Source organism: Aureimonas glaciei (assembly GCF_014643375.1).
GTDB lineage: Bacteria > Pseudomonadota > Alphaproteobacteria > Rhizobiales > Rhizobiaceae > Plantimonas > Plantimonas glaciei.
Window position 1 is genome coordinate 25,813 of record NZ_BMJJ01000008.1, and the last position, 26,889, is coordinate 52,701.

Sequence of the window (26,889 nt, forward strand, 5' to 3'; positions counted from 1 at the left end):
CGGACAGTGCGAGAGGCCGGGAGCCCCTCTTTCCCCCGGCGCTCCCATCAGCGCGCGGTGGCGCGGCTTTTGCGAAACGCCCGGCAGGCCTCGCCGAAGGCGCTGAAGATCGCCGCCGAATCCGCGTCGCTCTCGGCCCAGTATTCCGGATGCCACTGCACGCCGAGGGCAAAGCCCCTTGCGCCGTCGACCGAGACCGCCTCGATCGTGCCGTCGGGCGCGAGGGCCTCGACCGTCAGCCCTTCGGCGAGCCGGTCGATCGCCTGCCTGTGCAGCGAGTTCACCTGGAACTCCTGCTTGCCGAGGATGCGGTTCAGCTTGCTGCCGCCCTCGGCGGTGACCTTCTGACGGATGGCGTAGCGCACGCCCTGCTCGGGATCGTCGACGGCGCGGTGGTCCATGCGTCCCTCGATGTCCTGGATCTCCGTCGCCAGCGACCCGCCGAGCGCGACGTTCATCTCCTGCAGGCCGCGGCAGATGGCGAGGAGGGGGACGTCGCGGGCGATCGCCCCCTTGATCATCGCCTCGGTCAGCGCGTCCCGATCGAGGTCGTAGGGCTCGTGCGCGGCCGTCGGCTCGGCGCCATAGCGGCTCGGATGGACGTTGGTGACCGAGCCGGTGACGAGCACCCCGTCCACCCGCGACAGGATCTCCGCGATGTCCAGTTCTTCCGACAAAGCGGGGACGATCACCGGAATGGCGCCGGCCACCCGGACGATCGCCTTGAGGTAGGTTTCCGGCGCCGCGTGCCAGCGGTGATTGCCGATGGTGCGGATGTCGGCGGGGACGGCGACGAGGATCGAGTGCGCAGGCATGCGGGAGCTTCCAAAAGACGGCGGCGGATGTTTTGCGACCATCACCGAAATCGGCGCGAGGTCAATGCGGCATCGCACGCAAGGCAATGCGGGGGCAGGGACTTTGGGCGGGACCCGGGCTTGGGTCGCTCCTTGTCAGGTCGACCGGACGCTCGCGGAGGGAAAACGTCTTGCCCGTCGGCGACGCTAAGGCCAGCTTCTCGCCGCGCAATCAACCGCTGATCGAGCGGTGCGATCAAAATGCAGGGACGCTGCACGAATTGCGCATCGGGCGTCATTGCTACCGCCTGCTTTCCAGTTTCGCGAAATCTTCGAGCGGCAAAGACATAGGCGACGCAGGCATTCAGTATCCCGTTTCACCGGCCTTTCGCGGCGACCATCCGCTCGAGGCGACAATCCTCAGCACCCATCGGAAGGCGCCCCATGATCCCCGTCATCTCCATCGGTTCCCTCAAGACCTCCGGCACCACCACGCTCGCTCTGACGCTGGCCAGCGTCGCGGCGGCCGCCGACATTCCCGTCGTCCTGATCGACGCGGCCCGCGACAAGGACCTCGTCGCCTGGGCGGCGAAGGGCGGGCTTCCCGCCCGGATCACGGTCGAGGCGGTCGATGACGAAGCCACGATGGAGCGCCTGGTGCGCGCCGCGCGCCGCCGCGGCGATCTTGCCATCATCGATGCCGGCGACACGGCCGATGCCATCCGCGCCGGCGCCCGGCTGGCCGACCGGACTCTGATCCCGGTCCGCTTCTCGCCGCTCTCGGCCTATGCCGCGATTGCCACCGAACGCCTGATCGCCTCGGAAGCCGGCAAGGGCCGCCGCGGCCGCGACTGGGCCTTTCTCGCCACCGCCGTCACCGCGATCCCGAGCCGCATCGCGCGCATGGTCGAGAGCGTGATCCAGCAGAGCCACGCCACCAAGATCCATTGCGGCATGGTGCTGCGCGCTGCCTACGAGGCGCCCTTCCTTCACGGCGGCACGCTGTTCAGCCTCGCCGACGAGATCGCGCCGGGCCTCGATCGCGCCCGCGCCGAGGCCGCGACCATCGCCTATGAGTGCGGCATCCTCGGCGACACAGCGTCCCGCGTCCCGCTCGAGCCGGCCGAGGAATTCTCGCGCGCCGCCTGACGCCGCGCTTGGCGTTTTCGCCGCCGCCATCGCCACAGACTGGAGAGGCCCCGATCCGAAAGGAACGGGGCTTTTCGTTGTCGCGGGGCCCGCCGGCGCTCTATACCGGAACGATGAGACGCCCCCCTTCCTCCTCAGACGATGCCGTCCCGAAACGCCGTGCCCGACCGGTCACGCCCGAATGGCTGTTTCGCGCCGCCGCGCATTATCTCGGCCGCTATGCCAGCAGCGCCGAAAACCTTCGGCGCGTGCTCCAGCGAAAGACGGCGCGCCGCGTCGCGGAGGCCGAAGAGGGGGAGGCGCCCGGTCCCGACGAATGCCGGGCGATGATCGAGGCGACGCTCATGCGCTTCCACGAGCTGAAGCTTCTCGACGACGACGCCTTCGCCGCGGCGAGGCTCTCGAGCCTCCGGCGCGGCGGCGCCTCCTTGCGCAAGATCGAGGCGAAGCTGAGCGAGAAGGGCGTCGACCGCGAGACGATCGCGAAAACCCTCGAGGCCGACGAGAGCACCGACCGCACCGCCGCCTTCGCCCATGCCAGACGCCGGCGCCTCGGACCGCATCGGCTGCGCGACCGGGCCGAGCGGCGGGAGCGCGACATCGCGGCGATGATGCGCGCCGGCTTCGGCCTCGGCGACGCCCGGGCGGCGATCGACGCCGAGCCGGGAGCCGATCCTGAGGACGAGGGCTGAGGGGCGGGGTGCGGCATCCTGCCCGCGTCGGAACGATCGACGGCGGCCTGCATTTTCCCTGTCTATCCGAAACATAAGACGCCTCGCCGCTGCCAGTGCAGCGGCATGCCGTCTTGTTCGAAGGGAAACTCATCATGACCGATATTCGCAGCGCCAAGATCGCCATTCTCGCCACCGACGGATTCGAGCAGTCCGAGCTCATGCAGCCCCTGAAAATGCTGCGCGAGGCAGGTGCCGAAGTGCATGTGGTGTCGCTGAAGGAAGGCTCGATCAAGGGCTGGGACGAGAAGGATTGGGGCGAGAGCGTACCCGTCGACAAGGTGCTGTCGGCGGTCAGCGTCGCCGACTACGACGCGCTCGTCCTGCCGGGCGGGCAGATCAACCCCGACGTCCTGCGCGCCGATGAAAAGGCGGTCGCGTTCATCAAGGAGTTCTATAACTCCAAGAAGCCGCTCGCGGCGATCTGCCATGCGCCGTGGCTCCTGATCGAGGCCGATGTGGTCCGGGGGCGCGATGTGACCTCCTATGCCTCCATCAAGACCGACCTGAAGAATGCCGGCGCCAACTGGCAGGACAGCGCGGTGGTAGTGGACGAGGCCCTGATCACCTCGCGCAATCCCGGTGACATCCCGGCCTTCGTCGCCAAGATCATCGAGGAGGTCGAGGAAGGCCGGCACGAGGATCGTCGCAAGGTCGCCTGAGCGATACCAGGACGGCACACCGAAGAAGCCGGGTCCGAAAGGGCCCGGCTTTTGCGTTTCCAGGGGGCGGAGCGGCATTGCCTGACCAAGGCGATAGCGTGTATGGGGCGGGGGAGATCGTCTTGCCGGCGGGAGGCGAACATGCTTGCCTGCCGGCCTCGACAGCCATGGCAGCACGCTTCGTTCCTGGCGGAACGAAGGCCCGTCCCCGGAGAACGACATGTCAGAAGACCACGCCCACCCCATCACCTTCGCCGACAAGATGGACTACAGCGAGCACGACCGGACCTATGAGCGGTTCCTGCTTCTGGTGAAGTTCGGCTCGATCTGGGTCGCGGCCATCGTCGTCGGTATGGCGGTCGGGCTCGTTTCGTCGGCCGGCTTCCTGGCCGGTATCTTTGCTTTCCTGCTCTTCGGTGCGGTGATCAGCTATTTCATGAAGTGACGGCTCGCCGCCGCGGGCGGGGGCCATCGATCGGCGCTGCCGCGAAAGGCGCGCCGGTGCAGGGGAGGAGATCGGGATGAAGGTTTTCGTGCCAAGGGAGCAGGGGGACGAGCCCCGCGTCGCGGCATCGCCTGACAGCATCAAGAAGCTGAAGGGATTCGGGGTTGATGTCGTGGTCGAGGCCGGCGCGGGCCTTCGCTCGCGCATCCCCGACGAAGCCTTTGCCGCCGCCGGCGCGACGATTGGCAATGCCGGCGACGCTGCCGATGCGGACGTGGTGCTGAAGGTTCGCCGGCCGGCGCGTGCAGAACTCTCGGGCTACAAGCGGGGCGCCGCGGTGATCGCCACCATGGACCCCTATGGGCGTGACGAGGATGTCGCGGCCATGGCCGATGCCGGCATTCTCGCCTTCGCCATGGAATTCATGCCGCGCATCACCCGCGCGCAGGTTATGGACGTCCTCTCCAGCCAGGCCAATCTTGCCGGCTACCAGGCCGTGCTCGACGCCGCTGGCGAATACGACCGCGCCTTCCCGATGATGATGACCGCCGCCGGCACCGTACCGGCCGCGCGCGTCTTCGTCATGGGCGTCGGCGTCGCCGGCCTGCAGGCGATCGCCACCGCCCGCCGCCTCGGCGCCGTGGTCACCGCCACCGACGTGCGCCCGGCCACCAAGGAACAGGTCGAATCGCTCGGCGCCAAGTTCGTCGCCGTCGAGGACGACGAGTTCAAAGCAGCCGAGACCTCCGGCGGCTACGCCAAGGAGATGTCCAGGGAATATCAGGCCAAGCAGGCCGAGCTGGTCGCCGCCCATATCGCCAAGCAGGACATCGTCATTACCACGGCGCTGATCCCCGGCCGGCCGGCGCCGCGCCTCGTCTCGCGGGCGATGGTCGAGTCGATGAAGCCCGGCTCCGTGCTGGTCGACCTCGCGGTCGAGCGCGGCGGCAATGTCGAGGGTGCGGTCGCGGGAGAGGTGGTCGAGGTCGGTCCGGCGAGGATCGTCGGCCATCTCAACGTGCCCGGCCGCATCGCCGCCACCGCGTCGCTGCTCTACGCCCGCAACCTCAGTGCCTTCCTCGAGACGATGATCGACAAGGACTCCAAGACGCTGAAAATCGATTTCGCCGACGACCTCGTCAAGGCGACGCTTTTGACGCGCGACGGCGCGGTCGTGCATCCGAACTTCGCAAAGGCCGCGGCCCCCGCGCCGACGATGGTGGCGGACGCCGCTGACGCCGGCGTGGCCGAAAAGACGGGAGAGGCATGATGGAAAACGATCTCGCGCAAGCGACCCTGCAACGCCTAAACGAGGCCGGTGCCGCCATCCGCGACGCCCGCCTCGGGGTGGAGCAGATGATGACGTCCCCGGCCGCCGAGCATGCGGCCTCCAACCCCTTCGTCTTCCACCTCGCCATCTTCGTGCTGGCGATCTTCGTCGGCTACTACGTGGTCTGGTCGGTGACGCCGGCGCTGCACACGCCGCTGATGGCCGTCACCAACGCGATCTCGTCGGTGATCATCGTCGGCGCGATCCTGGCGGTCGGCATTTCCGCCTCCGGCATCGCCACCGGCTTCGGCTTCGTCGCCCTCGTGCTTGCCAGCGTCAACATCTTCGGTGGCTTCCTCGTCACCCAGCGCATGCTGGCGATGTACAAGAAAAAGGAGAAGTGAGGCGATGATGTCCGAGAACTTCGCCGCCTTCCTCTATCTCGTCTCCGGGGTGCTGTTCATCCTGGCGCTGCGGGGCCTGTCGCATCCGACGTCGAGCCGCCAGGGCAATATCTTCGGCATGGTCGGCATGGGCATCGCCGTCGTCACGACGCTGCTGCTCGCCCACCCCTCGGCCGGCGCGCTGCTTCTGATCATCGTCGGCATCGCTGCCGGCGGCGGCGTTGGCGCCGTGGTCGCCAAGCGCATTCCGATGACCGCCATGCCGCAGCTCGTCGCCGGCTTCCACAGCCTTGTCGGTCTGGCCGCGGTCTGCGTCGCGGCGGCCGCGCTCTATGCCCCCGAGGCGATCAACATCGGCACGGTCGGCAACATCCACACCCAGGCCCTGGTCGAAATGGCGATCGGCGTGGCCATCGGCGCTGTCACCTTCACCGGCTCAATCATCGCTTTCCTGAAGCTCGACGGACGCATGGGCGGCAAGCCGATCATGCTGCCGTCCCGCCACCTGATCAACATCGCTCTGGCCGCCGGCCTCGTCCTCTGCCTCGTGATCTTCGCCACCACTGAGAGCCACATCGCCTTCTGGCTGGTGGTGCTGATCGCGCTGGCGCTCGGCGTCCTCCTGATCGTGCCGATCGGCGGCGCCGACATGCCGGTCGTGGTTTCGATGCTGAACTCCTATTCCGGCTGGGCGGCAGCCGGCATCGGCTTCACCCTGCAGAATCTGGCGCTGATCATCACCGGCGCGCTGGTCGGCTCGTCCGGCGCGATCCTGTCCTACATCATGTGCAAGGGCATGAACCGCTCCTTCATCTCCGTCATCCTCGGCGGCTTCGGCGGCGAGAGCGGACCGGCGGCGGCGGAAGGCGGCGAGGCGCGCCCGGTGAAGCAGGGCTCGGCCGAGGACGCGGCCTATCTGATGATGAATGCCGCACGGGTGATCATCGTGCCCGGCTACGGCATGGCCGTCGCCCAGGCCCAGCACGCGCTGCGCGAGATGGCCGACACTCTGAAGGCGCACGGCGTCGAGGTGAAATACGCCATCCACCCCGTCGCCGGCCGCATGCCCGGGCACATGAATGTGCTCCTGGCCGAGGCGAACGTTCCCTACGACGAGGTCTTCGAGCTCGAGGACATCAATTCGGAGTTCGCCCAGACCGACGTCGCCTTCGTCATCGGCGCCAACGACGTCACCAATCCGGCGGCGCGCGACGACAAGACCTCGCCGATCTATGGCATGCCGATCCTCAATGTCGACCAGGCGGCCACGTGCCTCTTCGTCAAACGCTCGATGGCGTCGGGCTATGCCGGCATCGACAACACTCTGTTCTACAAGGACAACACGATGATGCTTTTTGCCGACGCAAAGAAGATGGTCGAAAACATCGTCAAGGCGATGGCGCACTGATCCTGCGCTTCGGCGGAGAACAGAAAGGCCCGCATGCCACCGGCATGCGGGCCTTTTTCATGGGCAGCGAAAGCCGCGGGGTTCAGGGCTTGTAGACCGCAGGCTCGGTCGGCGCGGGAGTCAGCGACAGGCGCGACAGCGCCGCGGTCGCGTTCAGGCCGAACTGCGCCTGCAGGCTGACCGACTGCAGCGTGAAGCCGTTGTTCGGGCCGCCGGCCAGGATCTTGGCACCGCCGCCGGCCGCGACCGAGGCATCGGCCGAGACGCCGTAATAGTCGCCCTGCAGCGAGACCGGCTGGCCCTCCTGGAAGCTGCCGGCATAGACGATCCAGCTGAGATCCTGCCGCCCGGTGATGCCGAGATCGACGCCGACATTGTCGAGCGTGGCGAGATAGGGCTCGCGGGCGCCCCCGTCAGCCGGCTTGAAGACGCAGAGATAGTCCTTCGACGAACCGATGACGTAGGCGAGCGACCCGTCGCTCTGGCAGCTGAGAAGGCCGAGCTTGGTGCCGGCCTGGGCGGCCGTCGTCGGCAGGGCGGTGGCGAGGGCGATCGCGGCGAGGGAGAGGATGGCGGGCATTTTCATGAGAAATCTCCTGTCTTGAGCGAGAGAAACGCCGCGGCTGCCGACAGGTTTCGTCGCCTGCGATCACGGCTCTTTTCGCACTGCAACAATGGCGAACGAAAAAGCCCGCGCCAGAGGGCGCGGGCTTCCATTCGTGCTGAAAGAAAAGCTCAGTTGGCGGGGACGATGACGTCGCCCTGCGGGGTCACTACCGTGCCCTCGGGCACGACGACCGAGCCCGCCGGCACAGCAACCCCGCCGACGGGGGCGACGACCGCACCGGCCGGCGAGGCCGAAACCAGGGTGAACTTGGTCACGCCGAGGGCCGCATTGACGCCCTCCTGGGCCTGGACGCTGAGCGGCTGCAGGCTGAAGCCGCCGTTCGGCCCACCGGTCAGGAGCTTGACGCCGCCGCCTGCGGCAAAGGACGCATCGGCACTGGCGCCGACATAGGTGCCGGCGAGCTGCGAGGGCTGATAGGCGTCCGTGTCGGCCAGAACGTTCCAGGACATTACCGTCTCGCCGGTCACGCCGATGTCCAGGCCGATATTGTCGAGCGTGCCGGTGTAGATCTCGGTTGCCTGCGCGGAATTGGCGGGCGCGAAGTCACAGATGACATTCTCGGAGGAGCCGATGATGTAGCCGGTGGCACCATCGCTCTTGCAGGTTAGGATGCCGAGCGCCGTGTCGGCCTGCGCGGCCATGGGGGCGGCGAGCAGCGAGGCGAGGGCGGCGGTGGCGAGAAGGATTTTCATGGGAGGTCGGTTCCTGTTGCGATGTCTCTTCGCCCCAGGAAGGGTGCGACGCACCGTAAGGTTCCGATAATAGCCACGACCGGACAGGCGCAGAGGCCTTACGCGGGCGGCGGTTGGCCGCCCGCGGATGCGTGGTGTCAGCTGGTGCGGCCCATGCCGTCCTTGGCCGGCTGATAGTTCGGGTCGAGCTGCGCGGCGCGAGCATAGGACTTGAAGGCGCGGGCCTTTTCGCCCTTGCGCTCGTAGATGATCGCCTGGTTGGTCCAGTATTCCGCACTCTTGTCGTCGAGCTTCAAGGCGGTGTTGAAGTCCGTGAAGGCATTCTCCTCGTCGCCGAGCGCGAGATAGGAGACGCCGCGGCCGGAATAGGGCTCGGGCGCATCGGACTGCAGCGAGATGGCGGTGGAGAAATCCTCGATCGCCTGCTTGTGCTGGCCGTCGAGCTGATAGAGCAGGCCGCGGTTGTGGTAGGCGCGGGGATCGGTGGTGTTGAGGTCGATCGCCTTCTGGAAATCGACGAGCGCCTCGCGGTTGCGGCCGGCCATGCGGTAGATGTTGCCGCGGCCGATATAGGCGCTGTCGTAATTGGGATTGATCTGCAGCGCGGCGTTGTAGTCCGCGACCGCCTTGGCGTTGTCGTTCATCTGGCGGTAGACCAGCGCGCGGTTGGCATAGGCCTGGTAGAAGCGCGGGTCGAGCTGCAGCGCCGTGGTGAAATCCTGGATAGCCTCGTTGTTGCGCCCGGCGCGGCCGTAGGCGGTGCCCCGGACATTGTAGCCGCCGGGATCGCGCGGATTGGCGTTCACGGTCGCCGTCAGCGAGCTGATGTTCTCCGTCGAGCCCTGGGCCTGGTCGAGACGAATGACATTGGCCGACGGCATGCCCGTCTGGCAGGCCGCGAGGAAGCCGACGAGGCACAGGCCGCCGAACGTCAGGGCGGCGCGCTCCCAGGAAAGGGCAGTGCGGGCCGCGCCGACGGCGCCATTCAGATCAGGTCTCAAACCATCGGTCCTTCTTGGGTCTTGCTTCTCATGCCGGGCCGGCCGACACGCCGGCTGGCACGACCATGCCATAGGCTGGCGGCGCGTCCGCAACGCCCCGCACCCCCGGCCGTTCCGCCATTGCGGCAAGGCTAGAGCGCGAGCCTGTCGCGAAAATGACGTCATGTCGAGTTGCAGGACAAAATGCGCTGCCCGTCGCCGGCTGCGCTCACACAGCAAGTCGTTCAAATCATGGCATTTTCGAGGCTTGCGCCGACGGCGACGCTGGGGTGGCGGCGGTGTCTCTCAGCCGGTGGCTCTTGCGCTGTCGGCGGCAGCGCGCCTCTGGCCGAAGCGCTCGCCGCCATGGGCCGCCCGGTCGAGGATATGGGCGAGCACGTCCAGGGCAAACTCAGGATCGTCGGGCCGCGCGGTGAAGTCCGACGGCCGGGGCTCGGGTCGCTGCGAACGCACGGTGTCCGCCGGGACCGTTCCGAAGAAGCTCGACTTCGCCGCCCGCGCCTCGGCGATCTGCGCGCGCAGCGCCGCGATCGCCGTGGCAAGGCCGGGCGATGGCGTCCCGCTCCCGGCCGGCAGCGCCCGGGCCAGGATCCGGGCCCAATGGGCGATGGCCATGAACCGCAACAGCGTCCGGCGGATGCGGCCGGGCTTGCGGACCAGCTGCCAGGGGCTGCCGAGGGGACGCGCCACGGTCGCCAGTTCGCCATAGCGCCGGTCGAGCCCGCGCGACAAAGCGATGAGGTCGGCGGAGGGGCGACCCTCCGCCTTTTCCGCCACGGCGGCGAGGAGATCGTCGAGCGTGCCGAGATAGGCGTCGACCGCGCCCTCGACGGCAGCGCTCGTCGACCGCGGCAGAACGACGAAAGCGATGAAGGCCCCGGCGGCGGCCCCCACCAGCGTCTCCTCCAGCCTGAGAACGAGCAGCTCCGGGGTGAACTCGCCGAGGAGGCCGTAGAGCAGCGAGACGACGAGGGTCACGAAGAAGGTCATCGCCGCATAGGAGATCTGCAAGAGGTAGAAGCCGGCGAAGACGAAGACGGTGGCAAGGCCGATCGATACCGCGGCATGGCCGGCGAGCAGCGTCGCCAGGGCGATGCCGACGACGATGCCGGCCACCGTCCCGAACGCCCGCTGGAGCGCGCGCATCGTCGCATCGCCGCGCGACTGGGTATTGGTGAAGACGAGGAAGGCGGTGAGGATTGCCCAGAACCAGCGCGTCTTCGAGAGCATCAGTCCGCCGGTCATGGCGATGCCGGCGGCGAGCGCCACCTGGATCGCGAGGCGGAACGCTGGATCCTTCATGAACCCCGGCCCGGGCGCGGCATTCTCGGGCGCCACCGGTGCCGCCGGCCGTTCGTCGAAGGCGCCGGCGGGAAGGGCCGCGGCCTTGGCTCGGACGGAGGCCAGCGCCCGGCCGAGCGTGGCATCGCGCGCGTCGAGCGTCTCGGGCGACGTCCCGCCGGCGCGCAGCTCGGAGAGAAGCGCGGTCTCGCTCGCGAGGTTCAGGTCGTACAGCGCCATGGCGAGATCGGCCGCCGGGGGATCGGGTGCGGCACTCCCGGCCGCGGCGAGCGGCAGATAGCCTTCGGCCGTCAGAATGGTCTCGGTGATCTGGTCCTGCCGCCGGTGGGCATCACGGCGCATGGCCTCCGGCCAGCCGGCCGTCCGTCCGAGCCGCAGCCGCGCTCGCAGTTCGGTGACCCGCTGGCCGACGGCGGTGAGGGTGCGATGAAACTCGGCCTGCCGCCTTTCGGGCAGAACGACGTTGCGCACGCCATGGGCGATGGCGCCGGACAGGACGATCGCTGCCGCGACCCCCGGCAGGTCCGACAGGGACGGGTGCAGGTAGCTGCCCATGAAATAGCACATGAAGCCGAACATGCCGGCGGCGTTCCAGCGCGGGCCGAATTTGCGCGCGTAGACCGCGGCGAAGACCAGGACGAGGAAGAAGCCGTCGGACACCAGCGGCCAGGGTTGCAGGAGGATCGCCATGGCGACGGCGGCAAGGCCGACGAGGCCGCACCAGGCCCGCGTCACCGCCCGTTGCCGGGATCCGGCGTCGCGAATGACGAGCGCGCCCTGCATGGCGGTGATCACCGCGATCCCGTAAGCGGCGACGGGAAGCGGCAAAGCCGCGTGCAGCCCGCCGAGGGCGAGGGCGACGGCCAGGAGTGTCAGCGTCACGCGCGACGCCATGCGCAGCCGCGACAGGCCCGGATCAGAGGCGACCAGCATGGCCCGCGCCGCTTTCAGCCCCTCGACGGCAGACGTCCTTGGCATCGACCGTCGTCCCCTGTTTGTGCGCGGCCCGTTCCGGACGCGGTTAGCATCCTTTGTGCGCCGGACGCGAGCTTTGGCTGTCCGAGCGCGCGACGACCCGGATCCCGGTATCGAGCCTCTCTCGCTTAATTTATCGCGTCAAAGGAACGCGCCGGCTTCGCGGGGGTTCTGGAGCGCCTGGACGCTGTGGCCGCATGACGCGGCCTCGTCCCGCAGCCTGCACCGCTCTTTGTGCCGGCTTCATCCCTTTCTTCAGGAGAATGCCATGTCCGACGCGATCATCGATCGTTCCCCTCTTCGTACCGCGCCCGTGGCGCAGGGCACGCTGCGCCGCATCTCCTGGGGTGCGATCTTCGCCGGCGCCATCCTGACCCTCGTCGTGCAGATCATGCTGGCCTTGCTCGGTGTCGGCATCGGCACTGCGACGCTGGATCCGGCCGGGAACGGTTCGCCGGATCTCTCCACCCTTGGCTCGGCGAGCGGCCTGTGGACGATGGGCACGGTTCTGATCGCAACTTTCGTCGGCGCACTCGCCGCCGCGCGGCTTGCCGGATCGCCGGAGAAGGCCGACGGCCTGCTGCACGGCATTATCACTTGGGCGACGTCGACGCTCGTCATCGTCTATCTCCTGACCTCCGGCGTCTCGGCGGTTATCGGCGGCACGTTCGGCGCGCTGGGCGCTTCGGTCAGTTCGCTGACCCAGGCCGCCGGCAATCTCGGGCCGCAGTCGCTCTCGGCTCTGCCGGACGGCCTCGAGGCCGATGCGCGCGCGCTCCTGCAGCGCGGCGAGCAGCAGGTCGACCAGGCCGCCGACGCGGCGCAGCAGCAGGGTCAGCAGGCCGCCAATACGGCCCGCCAGGCCACGGGCGAGCCGGATCTCGCCAAGGCCGTTCCGGAAATCGTCGCCGGTCTCGCCGAGGGCGCGACGCCCGAGCAGCGCCAGGCGGCCGTGACCGTCATCTCGCAGCAGGCCGGCATCTCGCAGCAGGAGGCCGAACAGCGCCTGACGCAGTTCCAGGCGACCTACAATGAGGCTGTCGAGAAGGCCAAGGTCGCAGCCGACCAGGCCGCCGAGACGGTGTCGACGGCGTCTTTCGCTAGCTTCGTCGCGCTGCTGCTCGGCCTGATCGTCGCCGCCGTCGGTGGTCTCGTCGGCCGCCCGCGGCCGCGGATCGCGACCGTCGCGGTCTGATCCTTTCGGCACGATGATCGACGGTGGCGGGGCGCTTCTGCGCCCCGCCCTTTTTTTTGACTGCGGCGATGTTTCCCGGATCGTGCCGGGCAAAGCGTCACGCCCCGTCGCAAAATGAGCATGATCTGAGGCTGAAAGGACTAGCGTGCCCCCGCATGTGCGATACACCATGGCGGCGGTGGATCGCCGTGCCGACACCAGATCTAGGGATGCCCGAATGCGTCGTTTCTCAGCCTTTGCGCTGGCCCGGGAGGCCTTGCGGAACCATACGGGCTGGGGCGAGCAATGGGCTTCGCCCGAACCGCGCAAGCACTACGACGTGATCATCGTTGGCGCCGGCGGGCATGGCCTGGCCACCGCCTACTACCTCGCCAAGGTGCATGGAATCACCGATGTCGCGGTAATCGAGAAGGGCTGGCTCGGCGGCGGCAATACCGGCCGCAACACCACGATCATCCGCTCGAACTATCTCTACGACGAATCGGCGGCGCTCTATAACCACGCGCTGAACCTCTGGGAGGGGCTCAGCCAGGAGCTGAACTACAACGTCATGTTCTCGCCGCGCGGCGTGCTGATGCTCGCCCACAACGTCCACGACGTGCAGGTGGCCAAGCGCCACATCCATTCCAACCGGCTGAACGGCGTCGACAACGAGTGGCTGAACGCGGAAGAAGCCAAGGCCTTCTGCCCGCCGCTGAACATTTCGGCCGATGCCCGCTATCCCATCGTCGGCGGCGCGCTGCAGCGGCGCGGCGGCACGGCGCGGCACGATGCCGTCGCCTGGGGCTATGCCCGCGCCGCCTCGGCGCTCGGCGTCCACATCATCCAGAACTGCGCCGTCACGGGCATCCGCCGCGGCGCCGACGGCTCGGTGAAGGGCGTGGAGACCGCCCGCGGTTTCATCGGCTCGAAGAAGGTCGGCGTCGTTGCCGCTGGCTCGACCTCGACCGTGATGGAAATGGCCGGCGTGCGCATGCCGCTGGAGAGTTTTCCGCTGCAGGCGCTGGTCTCCGAGCCGATCAAGCCCTGCATGCCCTGCGTTGTGATGTCGAACACCGTGCACGCCTACGTCTCGCAGTCCGACAAGGGCGAGCTCGTGATCGGCGCCGGCACCGACCAGTATCCCTCCTATTCGCAGGCCGGCAGCCTGCACATCCTCAACCACACGCTCGACGCCATCACCGACATGTTCCCGATCTTCCGGCGGCTGAAGATGCTGCGCTCCTGGGGCGGCATCGTCGACGTAACGCCCGACCGCTCGCCGATCCTGTCGAAGACCCCGGTCAAGGGTCTTTACGTCAACTGCGGCTGGGGCACGGGCGGCTTCAAGGCGACGCCGGGCTCCGGCCATGTCTTCGCCCACACCATCGCCCGCGACGAGCCGCACCCGATCAATGCGGCCTTCAACCTCGACCGTTTCGTCACCGGCCGGTTCATCGACGAGGCGGCCGCCGCCGCCGTCGCGCACTAGAGGGGGCCGACATGCTGCTCATCCACTGCCCCTATTGCGCCGAGGAACGGCCCGAGACCGAATTCCGCCATGCCGGCGAGGCCCATCTGAAGCGTCCCGACGGCGCCGCCGGCCTCACCGACCAGGCAACGGCCGAGCTCCTCTATTTCCGCTCCAACGGCCGCGGCGTGATCTTCGAGCGCTGGCGCCACATCCATGGCTGCGGCCGCTTCTTCAATGCGGCGCGTCATGCCGTCACGGACAAGTTCGTGATCACCTACAAGGCCGGCGAGCCGAAGCCGGATATCGACGACAACGGGCAGCTTGCCGGCGCATCGCGCGACGCCCATGTCGATCCCGACCACATGGGGGATGCCGCGCATACGCCCGTCGCCCGTACGGAGGCCCAGCAGTGACGTCCCATCGCCTTCCCGGACAGGGCCGCCTGAAGGGCGCCCGTCGCCTCGGCTTCAGCTTCGACGGCACGCGCTACGAGGGGCTCGAGGGCGACACGCTCGCCTCGGCGCTGCTCGCCAACGGCGTCCATCTCACCGGCCGCTCGTTCAAGTACCATCGCCCCCGCGGCATTCTCGGCCATGGCTCCGAGGAGCCGAACGCGCTGGTCGAAATTTCCCGCGACAAGGCCCGGCGCCAGCCGAACATCCGCGCAACCATGCAGCCGCTGTATCAGGGCCTCGTCGCGACCAGCCAGAACCGCTTTCCGACGCTCGATTTCGACATCGGCGCGGTCAACGGCCTGTTCTCGCGCTTCCTGTCGGCGGGCTTCTACTACAAGACCTTCATGTGGCCGAAGTCGTTCTGGCATAAGGTCTACGAGCCGAACATCCGCTCCGCCGCCGGCCTCGGCAAGGTGCCGGAGGCCGCCGATCCAGACCGCTACGCCAACCGCTTCGAGCATGTCGACGTCGTCGTCGTCGGCGGCGGCCCGGCCGGCCTCGCGGCGGCGCTCGCCGCGGGCGAGAGCGGCGCCAGCGTCATCCTCTGCGACGAGGGCGATGCCTTCGGCGGCTGGCTGAAGGCCGAGAGCGCGGTGACCATCGACGGCGTCACGTCCGCCGATTTCGTCGCCGACGCGGTCGCGCGCTTGAAGGGCATGGCCAATGTCCGGGTGATGCCGCGCACCACCGCCTTCGGCTATTACGTGCAGAACTACCTCGCCCTCGTCGAGGAACTCGCCGACCATCTCGCCGCTCCCGATCCGGCCGCGCCGCGCGAACGGCTCTGGCAGGTGAGGGCGAAGAAGGTCGTGCTCGCCATCGGCGCGATCGAGCGGCCGCTGGTGTTTCCGGACAACGACCGGCCCGGCATCATGCTGGCCAGCGCCGGCCGCACCTATCTCAACCATTACGGCGTCAAGGTCGGCAAGCGCGTCGTCGTCTTCACGGCTCACGACAGCGCCTATGCCGCCGCCTTCGACCTGAAGCGCGCGGGCGTGCAGGTGCCGGCGATCGTCGACCTGCGCGAGGATCCGCAGAGCGAGCTGACGCGCGAAGCGCGCGAACTCGGCATCGAGGTCCTGGCCGGCTACGACGTCGCCAAGGTGCGCGGCGTCAAGCGCATCCGCGGCATCACCGTCGTCGAGACCAAAACCGGCCTCGACCGCCGCGGCTTCGACTGCGACGCGCTTCTCATGTCCGGCGGCTTCACGCCCTCGGTGCACCTGTTCTCGCAGTCGCGCGGGAAAGTGGCCTTCGCGCCGGAACTGCAGGCCTATGTGCCGGGCGAGTCGGCGCAGGACTGCGTCTCCGTCGGCTCCTGCGCCGGGGACTTTGATCTGGCCTCCGCCATTTCCAAGGGCCGCGCCGCCGGCCTTTCGGCAGCTGCCGGTGCCGACAACGATTCCGGCGGCATGGTCGTCTCCGGCACGGTGCGGGTCGCGGGTGCCGCCGGCACCCAGGGCGGCATGGCCGGGGCGACGCCTTCCGCCGGCCCCGACCGCTTCGTCAAAGCCTTCGTCGACTTCCAGAACGACGTCACCGCCAAGGATATCCGCCTCGCCGCCCGCGAAGGCTTCAAGTCGGTCGAGCACATCAAGCGCTTCACCACCAACGGCATGGCGACCGACCAGGGCAAGACGTCGAACATCAACGGCATCGGCGTCGCCGGCGAGGCGCTCGGCAAGACCATGCCGCAGATCGGCCTGACGACGTTCCGCGCGCCGTTCACGCCCGTCACCTTCGGCACCATTGCCGGCCAGTCGCGCGGGGACCTCTTCGATCCCGTCCGCAAGACGCCGATTCACGACAGCGCGGAGGCCGAAGGCGCCGTGTTCGAGGACGTCGGCAACTGGAAGCGCGCCTGGTACTTTCCGCAGGGCGCCTCGATGCACGATGCGGTCAAGCGCGAATGCCGCGCGGTGCGCGACGCCGCCGGCATGTTCGACGCCTCGACGCTCGGAAAGATCGAGGTGTGCGGCCCGGATGCGGCCGAATTCCTCGACCTGATCTATGCGACGCCGATCGCGAGCCTTGCCGTCGGCAAATGCCGCTATGCGATCATGCTGAGCGAGGCCGGCTATGTCATGGACGACGGCATCGTCGCCCGCATCGGTGAAAGCCGCTACCACATCACCACCACGACCGGCGGCGCGCCGCGCGTCCTGAACCACATGGAGGACTATCTCCAGACCGAGTTTCCCCACCTCAACGTCTGGCTGACCTCCGTCACCGAGCAGTGGGCGACGATCGCGATCCAGGGCCCGCGGGCCCGCGAGATCGTGACGCCACTGGTCGGCGGCATCGACATCTCGCCCGAGGCCTTCAAGCACATGTCTGTCGCCGAAGGCACCTTCATGGGCGTGCCTTCGCGCTTCTTCCGCGTCTCCTTCACCGGCGAGACGGGTTTTGAGATCAACGTGCCGTCGAACCGCGGCCGGGCCGTCTGGGACGCGCTGCGCGAGATCGGCCGGCCGCTCGGCCTCATGCCCTACGGCACCGAGGCGATGCACGTGTTGCGCGCCGAGAAGGGCTATATCATCGTCGGCCAGGAGACGGACGGCACCGTCACGCCGGCGGACGCGGCGCTCGGCTGGGCCGTGTCGAAGAAGAAGGCGGATTTCGTCGGCAAGCGTGGCATGACGCGGCCGGATCTCGTGGCGCCGGGCCGCAAACAGCTCGTCGGCCTTCTGACGCGCAACCCGCTGACGGTGCTGGAGGAGGGCGCGCAGATCGTCGCCGATCCGAAGCAGGCCATTCCCATGACCATGATCGGCCACGTCACCTCGAGCTACTGGTCGGAAACGCTCGGCCGCTCGATCGCGCTGGCGCTGGTGCGCGACGGCGTCGCCCTGACGGGCCAGACGCTGCACGTGCCGATGCCGGACGAGACCATCGCCGTCGAGGTCACCAAGCCGATATTCTTCGATCCGGAAGGGGAGCGGCTGCATGGCTGATCCGATGACGACGGCTTCGGCCGCACCCCGAGCCCTCGAGGCGCTGGCCGGCCACTATGCCGCCGGCCCCGGCGTCTCGCTGGTGCCGATCCCGGCGCGCACGCATGTGAGCCTTCGCGCCCATCCCGATGCCGTTTCGGCCGTGGCCGCGGCCTTGGGGCTGAGCCTTCCGGACCAGCCGAAGACGAGCGTCGTCGCCGAAGGCATGGCGGCGCTGTGGCTGGGTCCCGAGGACTGGCTGCTCGTCGGCGGCCCCCCGGCGTCGCAGCTGATCGCCGCCGTCGAGGCCTCCGGCACGGCGCTGCATTCGGCCGTCGACGTCACCGACCGCTATGTCGGCATCCGCATCGAGGGCCCAGCGGCCGAGGCCGTCCTGTCATCGAACTGCCCGCAGGACCTGCGCCCCCAGACCTTCCCCGTCGGCGCCGTCAGCCGCAGTGTGCTGGCCAAGGCCGAGATCGTGATCTGGCGGCCCAGCGAGAGCGAGTTCGAGATCCTCTGCGTGCGCTCGTTTGCCGACTATGTCTGGGGGCTGCTGACAGAGGCAGCGCATTTTCCGGCGGTGTGAAAAACGAGAAGAGCGGCGCGGCGTCGCTGAGCGTCGGCAATGCGACGCTTTTCGCTGCCCCCGATTGCTGCGTCTGATCGTCGGGACCGTCGCTCTCAAATAGTCATTCCGGGCTTGACCCGGGATCCATGCCAAACCGCCGAACTTGATCGAGGACGGTGGACATTCCCATTTCCTGACCCGGTTTGGCAGCGACGAGCGTTTCGGCATGGGTTCCGGGTCAAGCCCGGAATGACTATTCTGAAGAACCATCGGGACACTGGACTTCGCAAAGCGCTGAGGAAACGGCGTCTCTCACCCATGAGAGACGCCGCCGTTACCGCACCCTCATGCCCTGCGCTTGGTCGAAGTGCAGCGGCTTGTCCGATTTCGGCAGCGGTGCGTCGGCCGGGCCGGCGGCGACGCCGTACGGCCAGTCGGGCGGGCAGATCGCGACGTAGCGCGCGTAGCCACCGAGGCCGCCCTGGAATTTCGGATAGCCGATCGAGACCAGCGCGCCGGTTTCCGGGACCTGGTCGAGATGGGCGACGCCCTCGGCCTGAGCATAGCCGTTGTGCATCAGCCAGTATTCGCCCTCCAGCGTAGGCGTCGAATCGGTGTCGAGCGGTTCGTGGCCGTGGAACAGGATGCGGCGCTGCTCGTGCAGGAATTTCAGCGCGTCGAGCGAAACGCCCGGAAACTCCTTCAATTTCGCCAGCGCCGGGTCCGGCCATGTCTTCGACCAGTCCGAGCGCACGAAAACGACCGAGCCCTCGGGGATCGTTCCGTGGGCCTTTTCGAAGGCCTCGATGTCGGCGACCTTCAGCGCGTAGTTCGGATCGCTCTTCAGCTGCTCGACGATGGAGATGACGACCAGCGGCCGCAGCGCATAGGTCGGCGGCAGTTCGTCGATGGCTGGATATTCCGGCGCCCAGTGCGCCGGCGGATCGAGCTGGGTACCCAGCTGGTCGGTGCGCAGCGTGTATTCCGTCGCCTCGAAGCCGTGCTTGGCGTAGGTGTAGGCGTCGCCCTTCGCGGCGTAGTTCGGAATGTCCGACCCGGCCTTGGCCGGTGAGAAGGTCGCCGCCGCAAAGCCGGACCAGACCGGGATGGTCGGCGTGATCGTGTGCGTCAGGTCGACATATTTTGCGCCCTTTAAGGCCGTGTCGTAGACCGACCAGAGGCCCTCCGCGGCATGGGCCGGGACGGCGAGAACCAGTCCGAGCGCGACCCCGGCACTCCAGAAACGATGCGACAGCGTCATGCTCCCCTCCTCATCCCTGACCATCATGGTCGGTGACCTATTGATGCGGATCGGATCGGCGATGTCGAGGGGGGAGGGAGCGTTCGCGTCGGCGTTGTTGGAAGTTGGACTATCGCAAACAGCGAGATCGTCATCCCGGCCTCGAGCCGGGATCCACCGCCGAACGCGATCGAGACCGGGCCGTGCGCTTGTTCGCCAGGCGCAAACCCCAGGAATGAGTCATTGTCGGGCTTGACCCGACAACCCATGCCGAAGCGCTCGAGACGTTGCTTCGGGTCAGGACGCCGCGTTGGGCACGGCGGTTCCTGCTGCCGAACAATCGGTTTCGAGCGTCTTGGCATGGATCCCGGATCAGGTCCGGGATGACTAATCTCTGATAGGTGGCGGCCGTGTCCGGGAGCACTGTCAGACGGTAGAGCGGCTCGCTGCTGCTGTTCGCTTTCCCGCCTCAGATGGCGAGGATGTGGTTGTCCCACAGTACCTTCTGCGACGGCTGCCGATCCTGGCCACCCGGCAGGGCCATGACGTCGCCGCGGCCGCTGGTGGCGAGGAGGCCGTGCGGCATCGGGGCGAGGCCGCAGCCGTCGGCGAGGGTGTAGCTCGCGGCCGCCTGGCCGGTCGCCGCATCGAGCGTCAGGATGGTGTTGCCTTTCGGCGAGGCGAAGGCGACGAGGCTGCCGTCGCCATTGGTCGCGACCGAGCCGACATAGTTCGACAGCGCGGCGAGCTTTTCCGGCGCGAGAGACACGAGCGAGAGCGGCTCGCCCGGACGGGCGAAGCCCGCCAGCGGCGGCAGGTCGCTCGGATTGCCCTCGTACTGGCAGCCGAACCAGACGCGGTTGCCGGCGTCGATGGCCAGATGCCGGATCGACAGCTGGTGCAGGTCCTGCGGCGGCGCGTGCTTTTCGATCAGGCTGCCCGAGCGCCGGTCGAGAAACACCAGCGAGGGCTCCATCGTGGCGATGTTCAGCTTCTGCCGGCCATAGTCGGGATAGGTCTCGATACCGCCATTGGCGACGACGATGGTCTCCCCGTCCGGCATCAGGAGCGCCTCGTGCGGGTCCATGCCATGGGTGGGAAACTCGCCGACGCGGCGGAAATCCGCCGTCGCGTCGTAGACGCCGATGAGGCCGGCGGCGGTCTCGATCTCGTTCTCGGTGGCGTAGAGAAGCTTGCCGTCGGGCGAGAAGAAGCCGTGGCCGAAGAAGTGCCGACCTTCGCTCGAAGTGATGGTCTGCAGCGTCGTGCCGCTCTGCGGATCGAAGACGACGGCAAAGGTCCGGGGGCGCCGGGCGAAGGCGACGGCGCGGCGGCTGGTCCTGTCGACGGTGACGTCGTGCCCGCGGTCCGGCAGGTCGATCATCGACAGGATCTGGCCGGTCTCGGAGAAGATCGCGCAGCCAAAGCTGCCGTCGGCCTTCTGGCAGGCGGCGCCGAAGACCGCTTCTGTCCGGTCGAAGGCTTCGGCGGCGGCGGGCGAAAGGCCGGTGAGGAAGGCGGCGCCGGCACTGGCGAGAAAATGGCGACGGTCGAGCATCTCAGTCCCCGTCGAGCGAGGAGAAGCCGGCACTGAGGCCGAGCGCCGGCGCGATCTCGCCGACGAACATCGGCTGCAGCGCCTGCGTCGCCACCACGAGCCGACCGACTTCCGTCCGCGCCGCCGGGTCGGTCAGGGCGTCGGCGATCGGCCTGTCGAGCGTCGCGAGAACGGTGGCGGCATCGTTGAAGGTCGAGCGCACCGATGCGGCGCTGTCGGCGGCTGCAGGCGGCAGCAGATCAGCGAGACCAGACGACTCGAAGAGGTCGGAAAGGCCGGTAAAATTTCCTTTGAGGCTTGTGGCGGTGAGACCCGAGCGCCAGAACAAGAGCGCTTTCGGCTTGGCATCTTCCGGCAGCCGTCCGAAGGCCGGACGCAGGCGAAGATCGCGGATCGCCTCGAGCCCGTGGATGAAGACGCCGGTGATCTCCTGCAGCGAGTCGGTGATGCTGCGATAGGCCGGGTTGGTCGGCTGGGGATCCAGCATCTCCTCGGCAAAGCCGCCCTTGCCCTCCCGCCAGCCTTCGACGATGGCGTCCGACATGGCGAGGATATTGGCCGCGATCGCCGCGCCGTAGCGGCAGCGATAGCGGCCCTTCGCACCGGCGAGCTCTTCCGACCCTGTTCCGTAGAGCACGAACTCCAGCGCCGTCAGCCCCTGAACGGCGACGCTCTTGCCGTGCAGCGCCACGGGATCGGTGGCGGTTTCATCCTTTTCGGCCACCAGCGCCTGCACCTGGCGCAAGGCGATGCCGCGGGGATCGGGCCAAAAGAGAATGCGGTCGATGCGGTTGTCCACCATGACCGGGCCGAAGCGCACGAACTCCATCTGGGAGAATGTCAGGATGGCATCGGCAAAGCTCTTGCGTGCCGCCGCGACCGTCTCCTCGGACGGGGCCGCGCAGAGCGCCTTCTGCGCCTCGACCATGCCCTCGCTGGCCTTGTCGAACCGCTGATAGCCGGGGCGGATCGTGCCATCGACCGCCTGGCGCACGACGTCCGCCGGCGTGATGGCGGCCGCGGCGCCGGTCGTCAGCGCCAGCAGCGCTGCGGCGAGACAGGATCGTGCGAAGGTCATAGCGACTCCAGAAAGGCGAGGAGAGCGTCCCGGTCTGCCTTGGCGAGGCCGGCGAAAGCGTCGCGCGCCTTCTCCGCCTCGCCGCCGTGCCAGAGGATGGCTTCGGTGAGATTGCGGGCCCGCCCGTCGTGCAGGAACAGCGTGTGGCCGTTGACCGCCTCAGTCAAGCCGATGCCCCAGAGCGGCGGCGTGCGCCATTCCGTGCCGGTCGCATCGCCGTTGGTGGCACCGTCGGCAAGGCCTTCGCCCATGTCGTGCAGCAGGAAGTCGGAATAGGGCCAGATCAGCTGGAAGGACTGCGGCGTGTCGAGCGCGTCGCGGCTGGTAACGAATTTCGGCACGTGGCAGGAAGCGCAGCCGCTGCCGTAGAACAGGCCCTTACCCTTCAGCACCGCCGGCGCGCCGACATCGCGGCGGGCGGGAACGGCGAGATTGCGCGAATAGAAGGCGACCAGATCCAGCACCGGATCGGGCGCCTCGACCTCGCCGAGGCGGGCCTGCACGCCACTCGGCGCCTCGCGGCAGATGGTCTGGGCAACGGAGCACTCGCCGAAGGCGTCGGTGACGAGCGGCGTCGAAATGCCGATATCACCAGAAAAGGCATCGGCCGATTGGACCTTGATCGAGTTGGCGCTGGCCTTCCAGCCGAAGCGGCCGAGCACCAACGCGCCACTCTCTGGATCGCGCACCAGGCTCGCCTTGCCGGAAATGCCGTCGCCATCGGTGTCCTCGGGGTCGGCATGGGCGAGAATGTCGGCGGCCGGAATTTCCTCGACCAGGCCAAGGCCGATCATCGGCGGGGCAACGCGCGGCGACAGGATCGCGTCAGCGGCCATCGGGCCGTAGTTCAGGTCGGAGACGGAATAGCGGGGATGGCGGAGGGACACGACCGTGCCATCGCCGAGCGTCACCGGTCTGTCGGCATAGTCGATCCGCATCTGGCCTTCCGGCAAAATGCCGGGGACGGCAAAATTCTGCAGCTGCCCGCCATAGGTCGGCTCGGGAATGCGCAGCATCGTCCGCTCGGCGAGCGCCTGATGCTCTTCGGCGGTCTTCGGCGGCACCGAGAGGCGCAGGAACATCGAAACGCCGGGCTCGCCGCCCTCGGGCGGGCGGCCGCGGCCGTCCTTCAGATGGCAGCTCTGGCAGGATCGGGCGTTGAACAGCGGCCCGAGCCCGTCCGACGCCTCGGTCGAGGAGGGGGAGGACACCCAGAATTTCCGGAAGATGCCGTTGCCGAGGTTGAAGCTCTCGCGCGCCGCGAAGGACTGGTTGGCGGCGATCCTGCTGAAACTGTCGCGGCTGACGAGGTTCTGAAGCGTGCCGGCGCCGCCTTGCATCAGCTCGAATTTCTCCGGCGCCGAGAAGTCGGTGGTCGGGCGGGTGACCGCAGCGACACGGGCGCGATCCTTCGCCGAGAGGTCCGTGCGGACCGCCGGCGTCTCGCCGAACACGGCGGCCATCGGCAAAAGCGCGGCACCGCCGAAAATGGCGGCGAGGAGAGCGAGGCGACGCATGTTCATGGCCAGGGATACTCTGGATCGGATGGCCGAGGCGGCCGCGGACGCACCAAGCGGCGCGTCCGTCATTCTGGCGGTGGGCGAGCCGCTTTCGGCGCGTTCGCTCCGGGACGTTCTGCCTACTGGAACACGGCGCTGGCATTGTCGAGGCTGTCGGAGCCCTCGATGGTCACATTCTTGAGGTCGAGCGCCGCCACGGCGCGTTCGATCGTCCGGGTCTGGGCGATCAGCGCGTCGATGCCGGCCTGAACGCGGGCGTTGCCGGCCGCGTTGCCCTCGCCGATCTGCTGGTCATAGGCCTCGCCGGCCTCGGCCGCCTTGGCGATCTCGCCGATCGCCGTGACGCTGGCGTCGAGCTTGGCGCGCATTTCGTCGTCGAGCGCCTCGTCCTTGGCGGCGACGAGGGCAGCCACGGACGGGCCCTCGATGACGCTGCCATCGGTGCGCGTATAGCGACCGGTATAGAAGTTGCGGATGCCAATGGCGTCGTGGAGGTGCGAGGCGTGCGTGTTGTCGGAGAAGCAGTCGTGCTCTTCCTCGGGATCATGCAGCAGCAGGCCGAGCTTCATGCGCTCGCCCGCGACCTCGCCATAGGACAGCGAGCCCATGCCGGTGAGAATCGCCGAAACACCGGCGGCGGGGTCGGCGAGAAGATGGCTGCGGGCCGCGCCGTCCTTTTCCCAATTGCCGACCATCTCCCCCAGATCGGCGACAAGAAGGTCGGTCGCCGCCTGCAGGAAGGCTGCCCGGCGGTCGCAATGGCCATTGGTGCAGCCGTCCTTGGCATAGTCAGTGGCGGGGCGCTGGCCGGCGCCCGGGCCGGTGCCGTTGAGATCCTGACCCCAGAGCAGGAACTCGATGGCGTGGTAGCCGGTGGCGACATTGGCTTCTACGCCGCCCGCCTCCTGCAGCTTGCCCAGCAGCGCCGCGTCGATGACGGTGGCGTCCACGGTCTCGCTGCCGAGCGTCAGCGATGTGTTGGCCACCACATTGGCGACGTAAAGCGGGTTGGAATCGGATTCAGATCCATAGGCCGGCGCGACGTAGTCGATCAGGCCTTCGTCCAGCGGCCAGGCGTTCACCCGGCCTTCCCAGTCGTCGACGATGGGATTGCCGAAGCGGAAGGCCTCGGTTTCCTGGTAGGCGGGGCGGGCGGCGCGCCAGGCGTCGCGGGCCGCGGCCATCGTCGCATCCGAGGGGGTCGCGACGAGCGCGTCAACCGCCGTGTCCAGCGCCTTCGCACCGGCCAGGGCATCGGAATAGCCGGCCAAGGCGATGTCTGCATAGGTGCCGAGAACGGCGGTCATGTCCGGCGCCGCTTCGGCACGGGCCCCGGTCTGCACGGCGGCGAGGCCGGCCAGTGCGAGCCAGGCAGAAGACAGCATGCGAGAGCGGATCGAGCGGGACATTCAAACCTCCAACGGACAACCCGCCGGCGATGGCCGGCAGCGTCGGGCGGTCAGGCCACCCGTTTGCTTGCCGATGGCTAGATTTGTTGAGTGGTTTTGTCAACGATCGAATGTTTCTTTAGAAGCATTCTATAGTTGAACAGCGGGCCGTCTCGTCGAGAAAATCTTGAGTGGATAAATCAGCGTTAAGAAGATATGCAGTATATTTACTGCAGGACAAAAAGTCAGGTTCGGGGTCGCGAGGGCGGTCTGCCAGACGACAGTCTCCAGGCGCTGGAAAGGTGCCGGTGCGTGACGATACGCGGTTTTGCCCTACGCCAAAACTGCGACAACGCTACCTGTCGAGGTGAGCGCTAGTTGAAGCCCATGAAATAGCCGACGCTGGCCAGCAAAAGCCCGACGAGGGCAGTCGCCAGGAAGGGGCTCTGCGTGCCCGACCCAGAAGGGGCAGCATCCGCCTCCTGCTGCGGATCGACCGGCAGCAGTTCGTCGGCCACGAGAACGACCGGCAGCCTGGTGCTCCGAGGATCTGCCTGGAGACGCGCAAGCCGCGATCGCCCGGCGATGTAGCCGACACTGCTTTCGCCCATGACCGTCGGATCGAAGCCAAACCCCTTGGGAAATCCCGTCAACATCGATTCCACTCCGCTTTCCCGTTTCCTAACCAAAGGTTAACGCGGAAAGGCGGCCTTTGTTCAACGGTGGCGGGTGGAGTTGCGCCGACGATTTCGGATCTGTCCCGGCGCCGATCCACCCTCCGCCGGGACGGCGATCGGACGCGGGAGGGCGGCCTGTTTCCTGCCCATCGAGCCGCTTCGAGGCGGCATCCCGGTTTCAAACGATTATAATATTTCTCTGCCTGCCTTGGCATCTTTACCTTCTGGCGGAAGCCAGACAAAGACAGGGGTAGCAACAGTGGCAGGATAGAATGCCGCATCAAGTCGCACGCAATGAAAGAGGCACCATGCTCAGAAGTGATACCGTCCGCAAGATCCTGTCCTGGTACGAGGGCGAGACCCCAGGCCTGAAGAGTAATCTTTCCCGCCTGCTGATGCACGGCCGATTGGCCGGCACAGGGCGAGTCGTCATTTTGCCGGTCGACCAGGGCTTCGAGCATGGACCGGCCCGCAGCTTCGCACCCAATCCCGCCGCCTACGACCCGCACTACCTCTACGAACTGGCGATCGAGGCCGGCGTTTCCGGCTATGCTGCCCCGCTCGGCCTGCTCGAGCAGGGTGCCGATACCTTCGCCGGCGAGGTGCCGCTGATCCTGAAGATGAACAGCGGCAATTCGCTCGCCTCGGGTTCGAACGATCAGGCCGTGACCGGCACCGTCGAGGATGCGATGCGCCTCGGCTGCGTCGGGGTGGGTTTCACCATCTATCCCGGCTCGGACAGCGCCTACGACATGCTGGAGGAATTGCGCGAGATCAGCCTGAAGGCGAAGTCGCGCGGGTTGATGACGGTGGTCTGGTCCTATCCGCGCGGCGGCAAGGTGACCAAGGACGGCGAGACCGGCCTCGACATCATCGCCTATGCCGCGCATGTGGCGGCGCTGATGGGCGCGACGATCATCAAGGTGAAGCTGCCGACCGAACACATCGATCTCGACGCGGCCAAATCTTCCTACGAGAAGCACGCAATCCTGGCGGCGGACGCGGCCGACCGGGTTCGCCACATCATGCAGGCCTCCTTCGCCGGCAAGCGACTGGTGGTCTTCTCGGGCGGCGCGGCCAAGACGCGGGAAGAACTGCTCGACGAGGTCCGCGGCATCCGCGACGGCGGCGGCAACGGCTCGATCATCGGCCGCAATTCCTTCCAGCGCCCGAAGGCAGAGGCGCTGTCGCTGCTGAACGAGGTCATGGACATCTACGCCTGAGTTGGTTGCAGGGCCTGGGTGTCGTCAAGGCGACAGGCAGGCCGCCTCAAAAGCGTTCGGGCTGACAGGCCCCGTGAACGGCGCCGTCTCTCGGCGCCGTTCCACGAAATTACCGAGCGGGAGGGCCGGCGGCCGCC

General features: G+C 67.6%; 24 protein-coding genes. 13 read left to right on the forward strand and 11 right to left on the reverse strand.

The window, feature by feature from the left end; translation table 11 throughout:
- Nucleotides 1-47: 47 nt before the first annotated feature.
- Nucleotides 48-815 (reverse strand): gamma-glutamyl-gamma-aminobutyrate hydrolase family protein, encoded by a 768-nt coding sequence (locus IEX88_RS16055; protein ID WP_188852536.1) that lies wholly within the window; start codon nt 813-815, stop codon nt 48-50.
- A gap of 423 nt (nt 816-1,238) precedes the next feature.
- Between IEX88_RS16055 and IEX88_RS16060 the strand changes: the two genes are divergently transcribed.
- The 7 genes from IEX88_RS16060 (at nt 1,239) to IEX88_RS16090 (ending at nt 6,863) form a co-directional block, all read left to right on the forward strand.
- Nucleotides 1,239-1,943 (forward strand): P-loop NTPase family protein, encoded by a 705-nt coding sequence (locus IEX88_RS16060; RefSeq protein WP_188852539.1) that lies wholly within the window; start codon nt 1,239-1,241, stop codon nt 1,941-1,943.
- A gap of 113 nt (nt 1,944-2,056) precedes the next feature.
- Nucleotides 2,057-2,635 (forward strand): regulatory protein RecX, encoded by a 579-nt coding sequence (locus tag IEX88_RS16065; RefSeq protein ID WP_188852541.1) that lies wholly within the window; start codon nt 2,057-2,059, stop codon nt 2,633-2,635.
- 134 nt (nt 2,636-2,769) lie between these two features.
- Nucleotides 2,770-3,336 (forward strand): type 1 glutamine amidotransferase domain-containing protein, encoded by a 567-nt coding sequence (locus IEX88_RS16070; RefSeq protein ID WP_188852543.1) that lies wholly within the window; start codon nt 2,770-2,772, stop codon nt 3,334-3,336.
- Nucleotides 3,337-3,556: 220 nt separating this feature from the next.
- On the forward strand, nt 3,557-3,781 hold the full coding sequence (locus tag IEX88_RS16075) for an aa3-type cytochrome c oxidase subunit IV (protein WP_188852545.1): 225 nt from the start codon (nt 3,557-3,559) through the stop codon (nt 3,779-3,781).
- A gap of 70 nt (nt 3,782-3,851) precedes the next feature.
- Nucleotides 3,852-5,051, forward strand: a complete 1,200-nt coding sequence (locus tag IEX88_RS16080; protein WP_188853017.1) for a Re/Si-specific NAD(P)(+) transhydrogenase subunit alpha — start codon at nt 3,852-3,854, stop codon at nt 5,049-5,051.
- Nucleotides 5,051-5,455: an NAD(P) transhydrogenase subunit alpha part 2 gene (locus tag IEX88_RS16085; protein WP_188852547.1), complete on the forward strand. Its 405-nt coding sequence runs from the start codon at nt 5,051-5,053 to the stop codon at nt 5,453-5,455. The genes IEX88_RS16080 and IEX88_RS16085 overlap by 1 nt, the downstream gene beginning before the upstream one ends.
- A gap of 7 nt (nt 5,456-5,462) precedes the next feature.
- The gene (locus IEX88_RS16090; RefSeq protein ID WP_188853019.1) at nt 5,463-6,863 is read left to right on the forward strand and encodes an NAD(P)(+) transhydrogenase (Re/Si-specific) subunit beta; all 1,401 of its coding nucleotides are present in this window, start codon (nt 5,463-5,465) and stop codon (nt 6,861-6,863) included.
- A gap of 82 nt (nt 6,864-6,945) precedes the next feature.
- Here the strand turns inward: IEX88_RS16090 and IEX88_RS16095 are convergent, their stop codons facing one another.
- From IEX88_RS16095 to IEX88_RS16110, 4 genes are all read right to left on the reverse strand, one after another.
- Nucleotides 6,946-7,449 carry a DUF992 domain-containing protein gene (locus IEX88_RS16095; RefSeq protein ID WP_188852549.1) on the reverse strand — a complete coding sequence of 168 codons (504 nt, stop codon included), beginning with the start codon at nt 7,447-7,449 and terminating at the stop codon, nt 6,946-6,948.
- 149 nt (nt 7,450-7,598) lie between these two features.
- Nucleotides 7,599-8,183: a DUF992 domain-containing protein gene (locus IEX88_RS16100; RefSeq protein ID WP_188852551.1), complete on the reverse strand. Its 585-nt coding sequence runs from the start codon at nt 8,181-8,183 to the stop codon at nt 7,599-7,601.
- Nucleotides 8,184-8,320: 137 nt separating this feature from the next.
- Nucleotides 8,321-9,118, reverse strand: coding sequence for a tetratricopeptide repeat protein (locus tag IEX88_RS16105; RefSeq protein WP_244640277.1), 798 nt, complete (start codon nt 9,116-9,118; stop codon nt 8,321-8,323).
- Nucleotides 9,119-9,469: 351 nt separating this feature from the next.
- Nucleotides 9,470-11,464: an FUSC family protein gene (locus tag IEX88_RS16110; RefSeq protein WP_188852553.1), complete on the reverse strand. Its 1,995-nt coding sequence runs from the start codon at nt 11,462-11,464 to the stop codon at nt 9,470-9,472.
- Between the two features lie 265 nt (nt 11,465-11,729).
- Between IEX88_RS16110 and IEX88_RS16115 the strand changes: the two genes are divergently transcribed.
- The 5 genes from IEX88_RS16115 to IEX88_RS16135 all read left to right on the forward strand — a co-directional run bounded on the left by IEX88_RS16115 (nt 11,730) and on the right by IEX88_RS16135 (nt 18,086).
- Nucleotides 11,730-12,656, forward strand: coding sequence for a hypothetical protein (locus tag IEX88_RS16115; RefSeq protein ID WP_188852555.1), 927 nt, complete (start codon nt 11,730-11,732; stop codon nt 12,654-12,656).
- Between the two features lie 217 nt (nt 12,657-12,873).
- Entirely contained in the window at nt 12,874-14,127 is a 1,254-nt protein-coding gene (locus tag IEX88_RS16120; protein ID WP_188852557.1) for a sarcosine oxidase subunit beta family protein, read from the forward strand.
- 11 nt (nt 14,128-14,138) lie between these two features.
- On the forward strand, nt 14,139-14,522 hold the full coding sequence (locus tag IEX88_RS16125; RefSeq protein WP_188852558.1) for a sarcosine oxidase subunit delta: 384 nt from the start codon (nt 14,139-14,141) through the stop codon (nt 14,520-14,522).
- Nucleotides 14,519-17,518, forward strand: a complete 3,000-nt coding sequence (locus tag IEX88_RS16130) for a sarcosine oxidase subunit alpha family protein (RefSeq protein WP_188852560.1) — start codon at nt 14,519-14,521, stop codon at nt 17,516-17,518. The genes IEX88_RS16125 and IEX88_RS16130 overlap by 4 nt, the downstream gene beginning before the upstream one ends.
- Nucleotides 17,511-18,086 carry a sarcosine oxidase subunit gamma gene (locus tag IEX88_RS16135; RefSeq protein WP_244640247.1) on the forward strand — a complete coding sequence of 192 codons (576 nt, stop codon included), beginning with the start codon at nt 17,511-17,513 and terminating at the stop codon, nt 18,084-18,086. Before IEX88_RS16130 ends, IEX88_RS16135 begins: the two co-directional genes overlap by 8 nt.
- 316 nt (nt 18,087-18,402) lie before the next feature.
- Here the strand turns inward: IEX88_RS16135 and IEX88_RS16140 are convergent, their stop codons facing one another.
- From IEX88_RS16140 to IEX88_RS16165, 6 genes are all read right to left on the reverse strand, one after another.
- Nucleotides 18,403-19,329, reverse strand: a complete 927-nt coding sequence (locus IEX88_RS16140; RefSeq protein WP_188852562.1) for a cyclase family protein — start codon at nt 19,327-19,329, stop codon at nt 18,403-18,405.
- Between the two features lie 448 nt (nt 19,330-19,777).
- Entirely contained in the window at nt 19,778-20,866 is a 1,089-nt protein-coding gene (locus tag IEX88_RS16145) for a DUF1513 domain-containing protein (protein ID WP_188852564.1), read from the reverse strand.
- 1 nt (nt 20,867) lies between these two features.
- Nucleotides 20,868-21,944 carry an imelysin family protein gene (locus tag IEX88_RS16150; RefSeq protein WP_188852566.1) on the reverse strand — a complete coding sequence of 359 codons (1,077 nt, stop codon included), beginning with the start codon at nt 21,942-21,944 and terminating at the stop codon, nt 20,868-20,870.
- A complete protein-coding gene (locus IEX88_RS16155; RefSeq protein ID WP_188852568.1) occupies nt 21,941-23,467 on the reverse strand; it encodes a di-heme oxidoreductase family protein in 1,527 nt (508 codons plus the stop codon). Before IEX88_RS16155 ends, IEX88_RS16150 begins: the two co-directional genes overlap by 4 nt.
- A 116-nt stretch (nt 23,468-23,583) precedes the next feature.
- Entirely contained in the window at nt 23,584-24,861 is a 1,278-nt protein-coding gene (locus tag IEX88_RS16160) for an imelysin family protein (protein WP_373289611.1), read from the reverse strand.
- Between the two features lie 365 nt (nt 24,862-25,226).
- Nucleotides 25,227-25,517: a hypothetical protein gene (locus tag IEX88_RS16165; protein ID WP_188852569.1), complete on the reverse strand. Its 291-nt coding sequence runs from the start codon at nt 25,515-25,517 to the stop codon at nt 25,227-25,229.
- Nucleotides 25,518-25,837: 320 nt separating this feature from the next.
- Between IEX88_RS16165 and IEX88_RS16170 the strand changes: the two genes are divergently transcribed.
- The gene (locus tag IEX88_RS16170; RefSeq protein WP_188852571.1) at nt 25,838-26,752 is read left to right on the forward strand and encodes a class I fructose-bisphosphate aldolase; all 915 of its coding nucleotides are present in this window, start codon (nt 25,838-25,840) and stop codon (nt 26,750-26,752) included.
- Nucleotides 26,753-26,889: the final 137 nt, after the last annotated feature.

Excerpts from the sequence above, each read along its gene's own strand:
- IEX88_RS16140 (WP_188852562.1), bottom strand. The coding sequence starts at position 19,329 with ATGACGCTGTCGCATCGTTTCTGGAGTGCCGGGGTCGCGCTCGGACTG.
- IEX88_RS16110 (WP_188852553.1), bottom strand. The coding sequence starts at position 11,464 with ATGCCAAGGACGTCTGCCGTCGAGGGGCTGAAAGCGGCGCGGGCCATG.
- IEX88_RS16145 (WP_188852564.1), bottom strand. The coding sequence starts at position 20,866 with ATGCTCGACCGTCGCCATTTTCTCGCCAGTGCCGGCGCCGCCTTCCTC.
- IEX88_RS16085 (WP_188852547.1), top strand. The coding sequence starts at position 5,051 with ATGGAAAACGATCTCGCGCAAGCGACCCTGCAACGCCTAAACGAGGCC.
- IEX88_RS16155 (WP_188852568.1), bottom strand. The coding sequence starts at position 23,467 with ATGAACATGCGTCGCCTCGCTCTCCTCGCCGCCATTTTCGGCGGTGCC.
- IEX88_RS16100 (WP_188852551.1), bottom strand. The coding sequence starts at position 8,183 with ATGAAAATCCTTCTCGCCACCGCCGCCCTCGCCTCGCTGCTCGCCGCC.
- IEX88_RS16170 (WP_188852571.1), top strand. The coding sequence starts at position 25,838 with ATGCTCAGAAGTGATACCGTCCGCAAGATCCTGTCCTGGTACGAGGGC.
- IEX88_RS16070 (WP_188852543.1), top strand. The coding sequence starts at position 2,770 with ATGACCGATATTCGCAGCGCCAAGATCGCCATTCTCGCCACCGACGGA.
- IEX88_RS16115 (WP_188852555.1), top strand. The coding sequence starts at position 11,730 with ATGTCCGACGCGATCATCGATCGTTCCCCTCTTCGTACCGCGCCCGTG.
- IEX88_RS16120 (WP_188852557.1), top strand. The coding sequence starts at position 12,874 with ATGCGTCGTTTCTCAGCCTTTGCGCTGGCCCGGGAGGCCTTGCGGAAC.
- IEX88_RS16065 (WP_188852541.1), top strand. The coding sequence starts at position 2,057 with ATGAGACGCCCCCCTTCCTCCTCAGACGATGCCGTCCCGAAACGCCGT.
- IEX88_RS16090 (WP_188853019.1), top strand. The coding sequence starts at position 5,463 with ATGTCCGAGAACTTCGCCGCCTTCCTCTATCTCGTCTCCGGGGTGCTG.
- IEX88_RS16060 (WP_188852539.1), top strand. The coding sequence starts at position 1,239 with ATGATCCCCGTCATCTCCATCGGTTCCCTCAAGACCTCCGGCACCACC.
- IEX88_RS16125 (WP_188852558.1), top strand. The coding sequence starts at position 14,139 with ATGCTGCTCATCCACTGCCCCTATTGCGCCGAGGAACGGCCCGAGACC.
- IEX88_RS16150 (WP_188852566.1), bottom strand. The coding sequence starts at position 21,944 with ATGACCTTCGCACGATCCTGTCTCGCCGCAGCGCTGCTGGCGCTGACG.
- IEX88_RS16075 (WP_188852545.1), top strand. The coding sequence starts at position 3,557 with ATGTCAGAAGACCACGCCCACCCCATCACCTTCGCCGACAAGATGGAC.
- IEX88_RS16135 (WP_244640247.1), top strand. The coding sequence starts at position 17,511 with ATGGCTGATCCGATGACGACGGCTTCGGCCGCACCCCGAGCCCTCGAG.
- IEX88_RS16095 (WP_188852549.1), bottom strand. The coding sequence starts at position 7,449 with ATGAAAATGCCCGCCATCCTCTCCCTCGCCGCGATCGCCCTCGCCACC.
- IEX88_RS16055 (WP_188852536.1), bottom strand. The coding sequence starts at position 815 with ATGCCTGCGCACTCGATCCTCGTCGCCGTCCCCGCCGACATCCGCACC.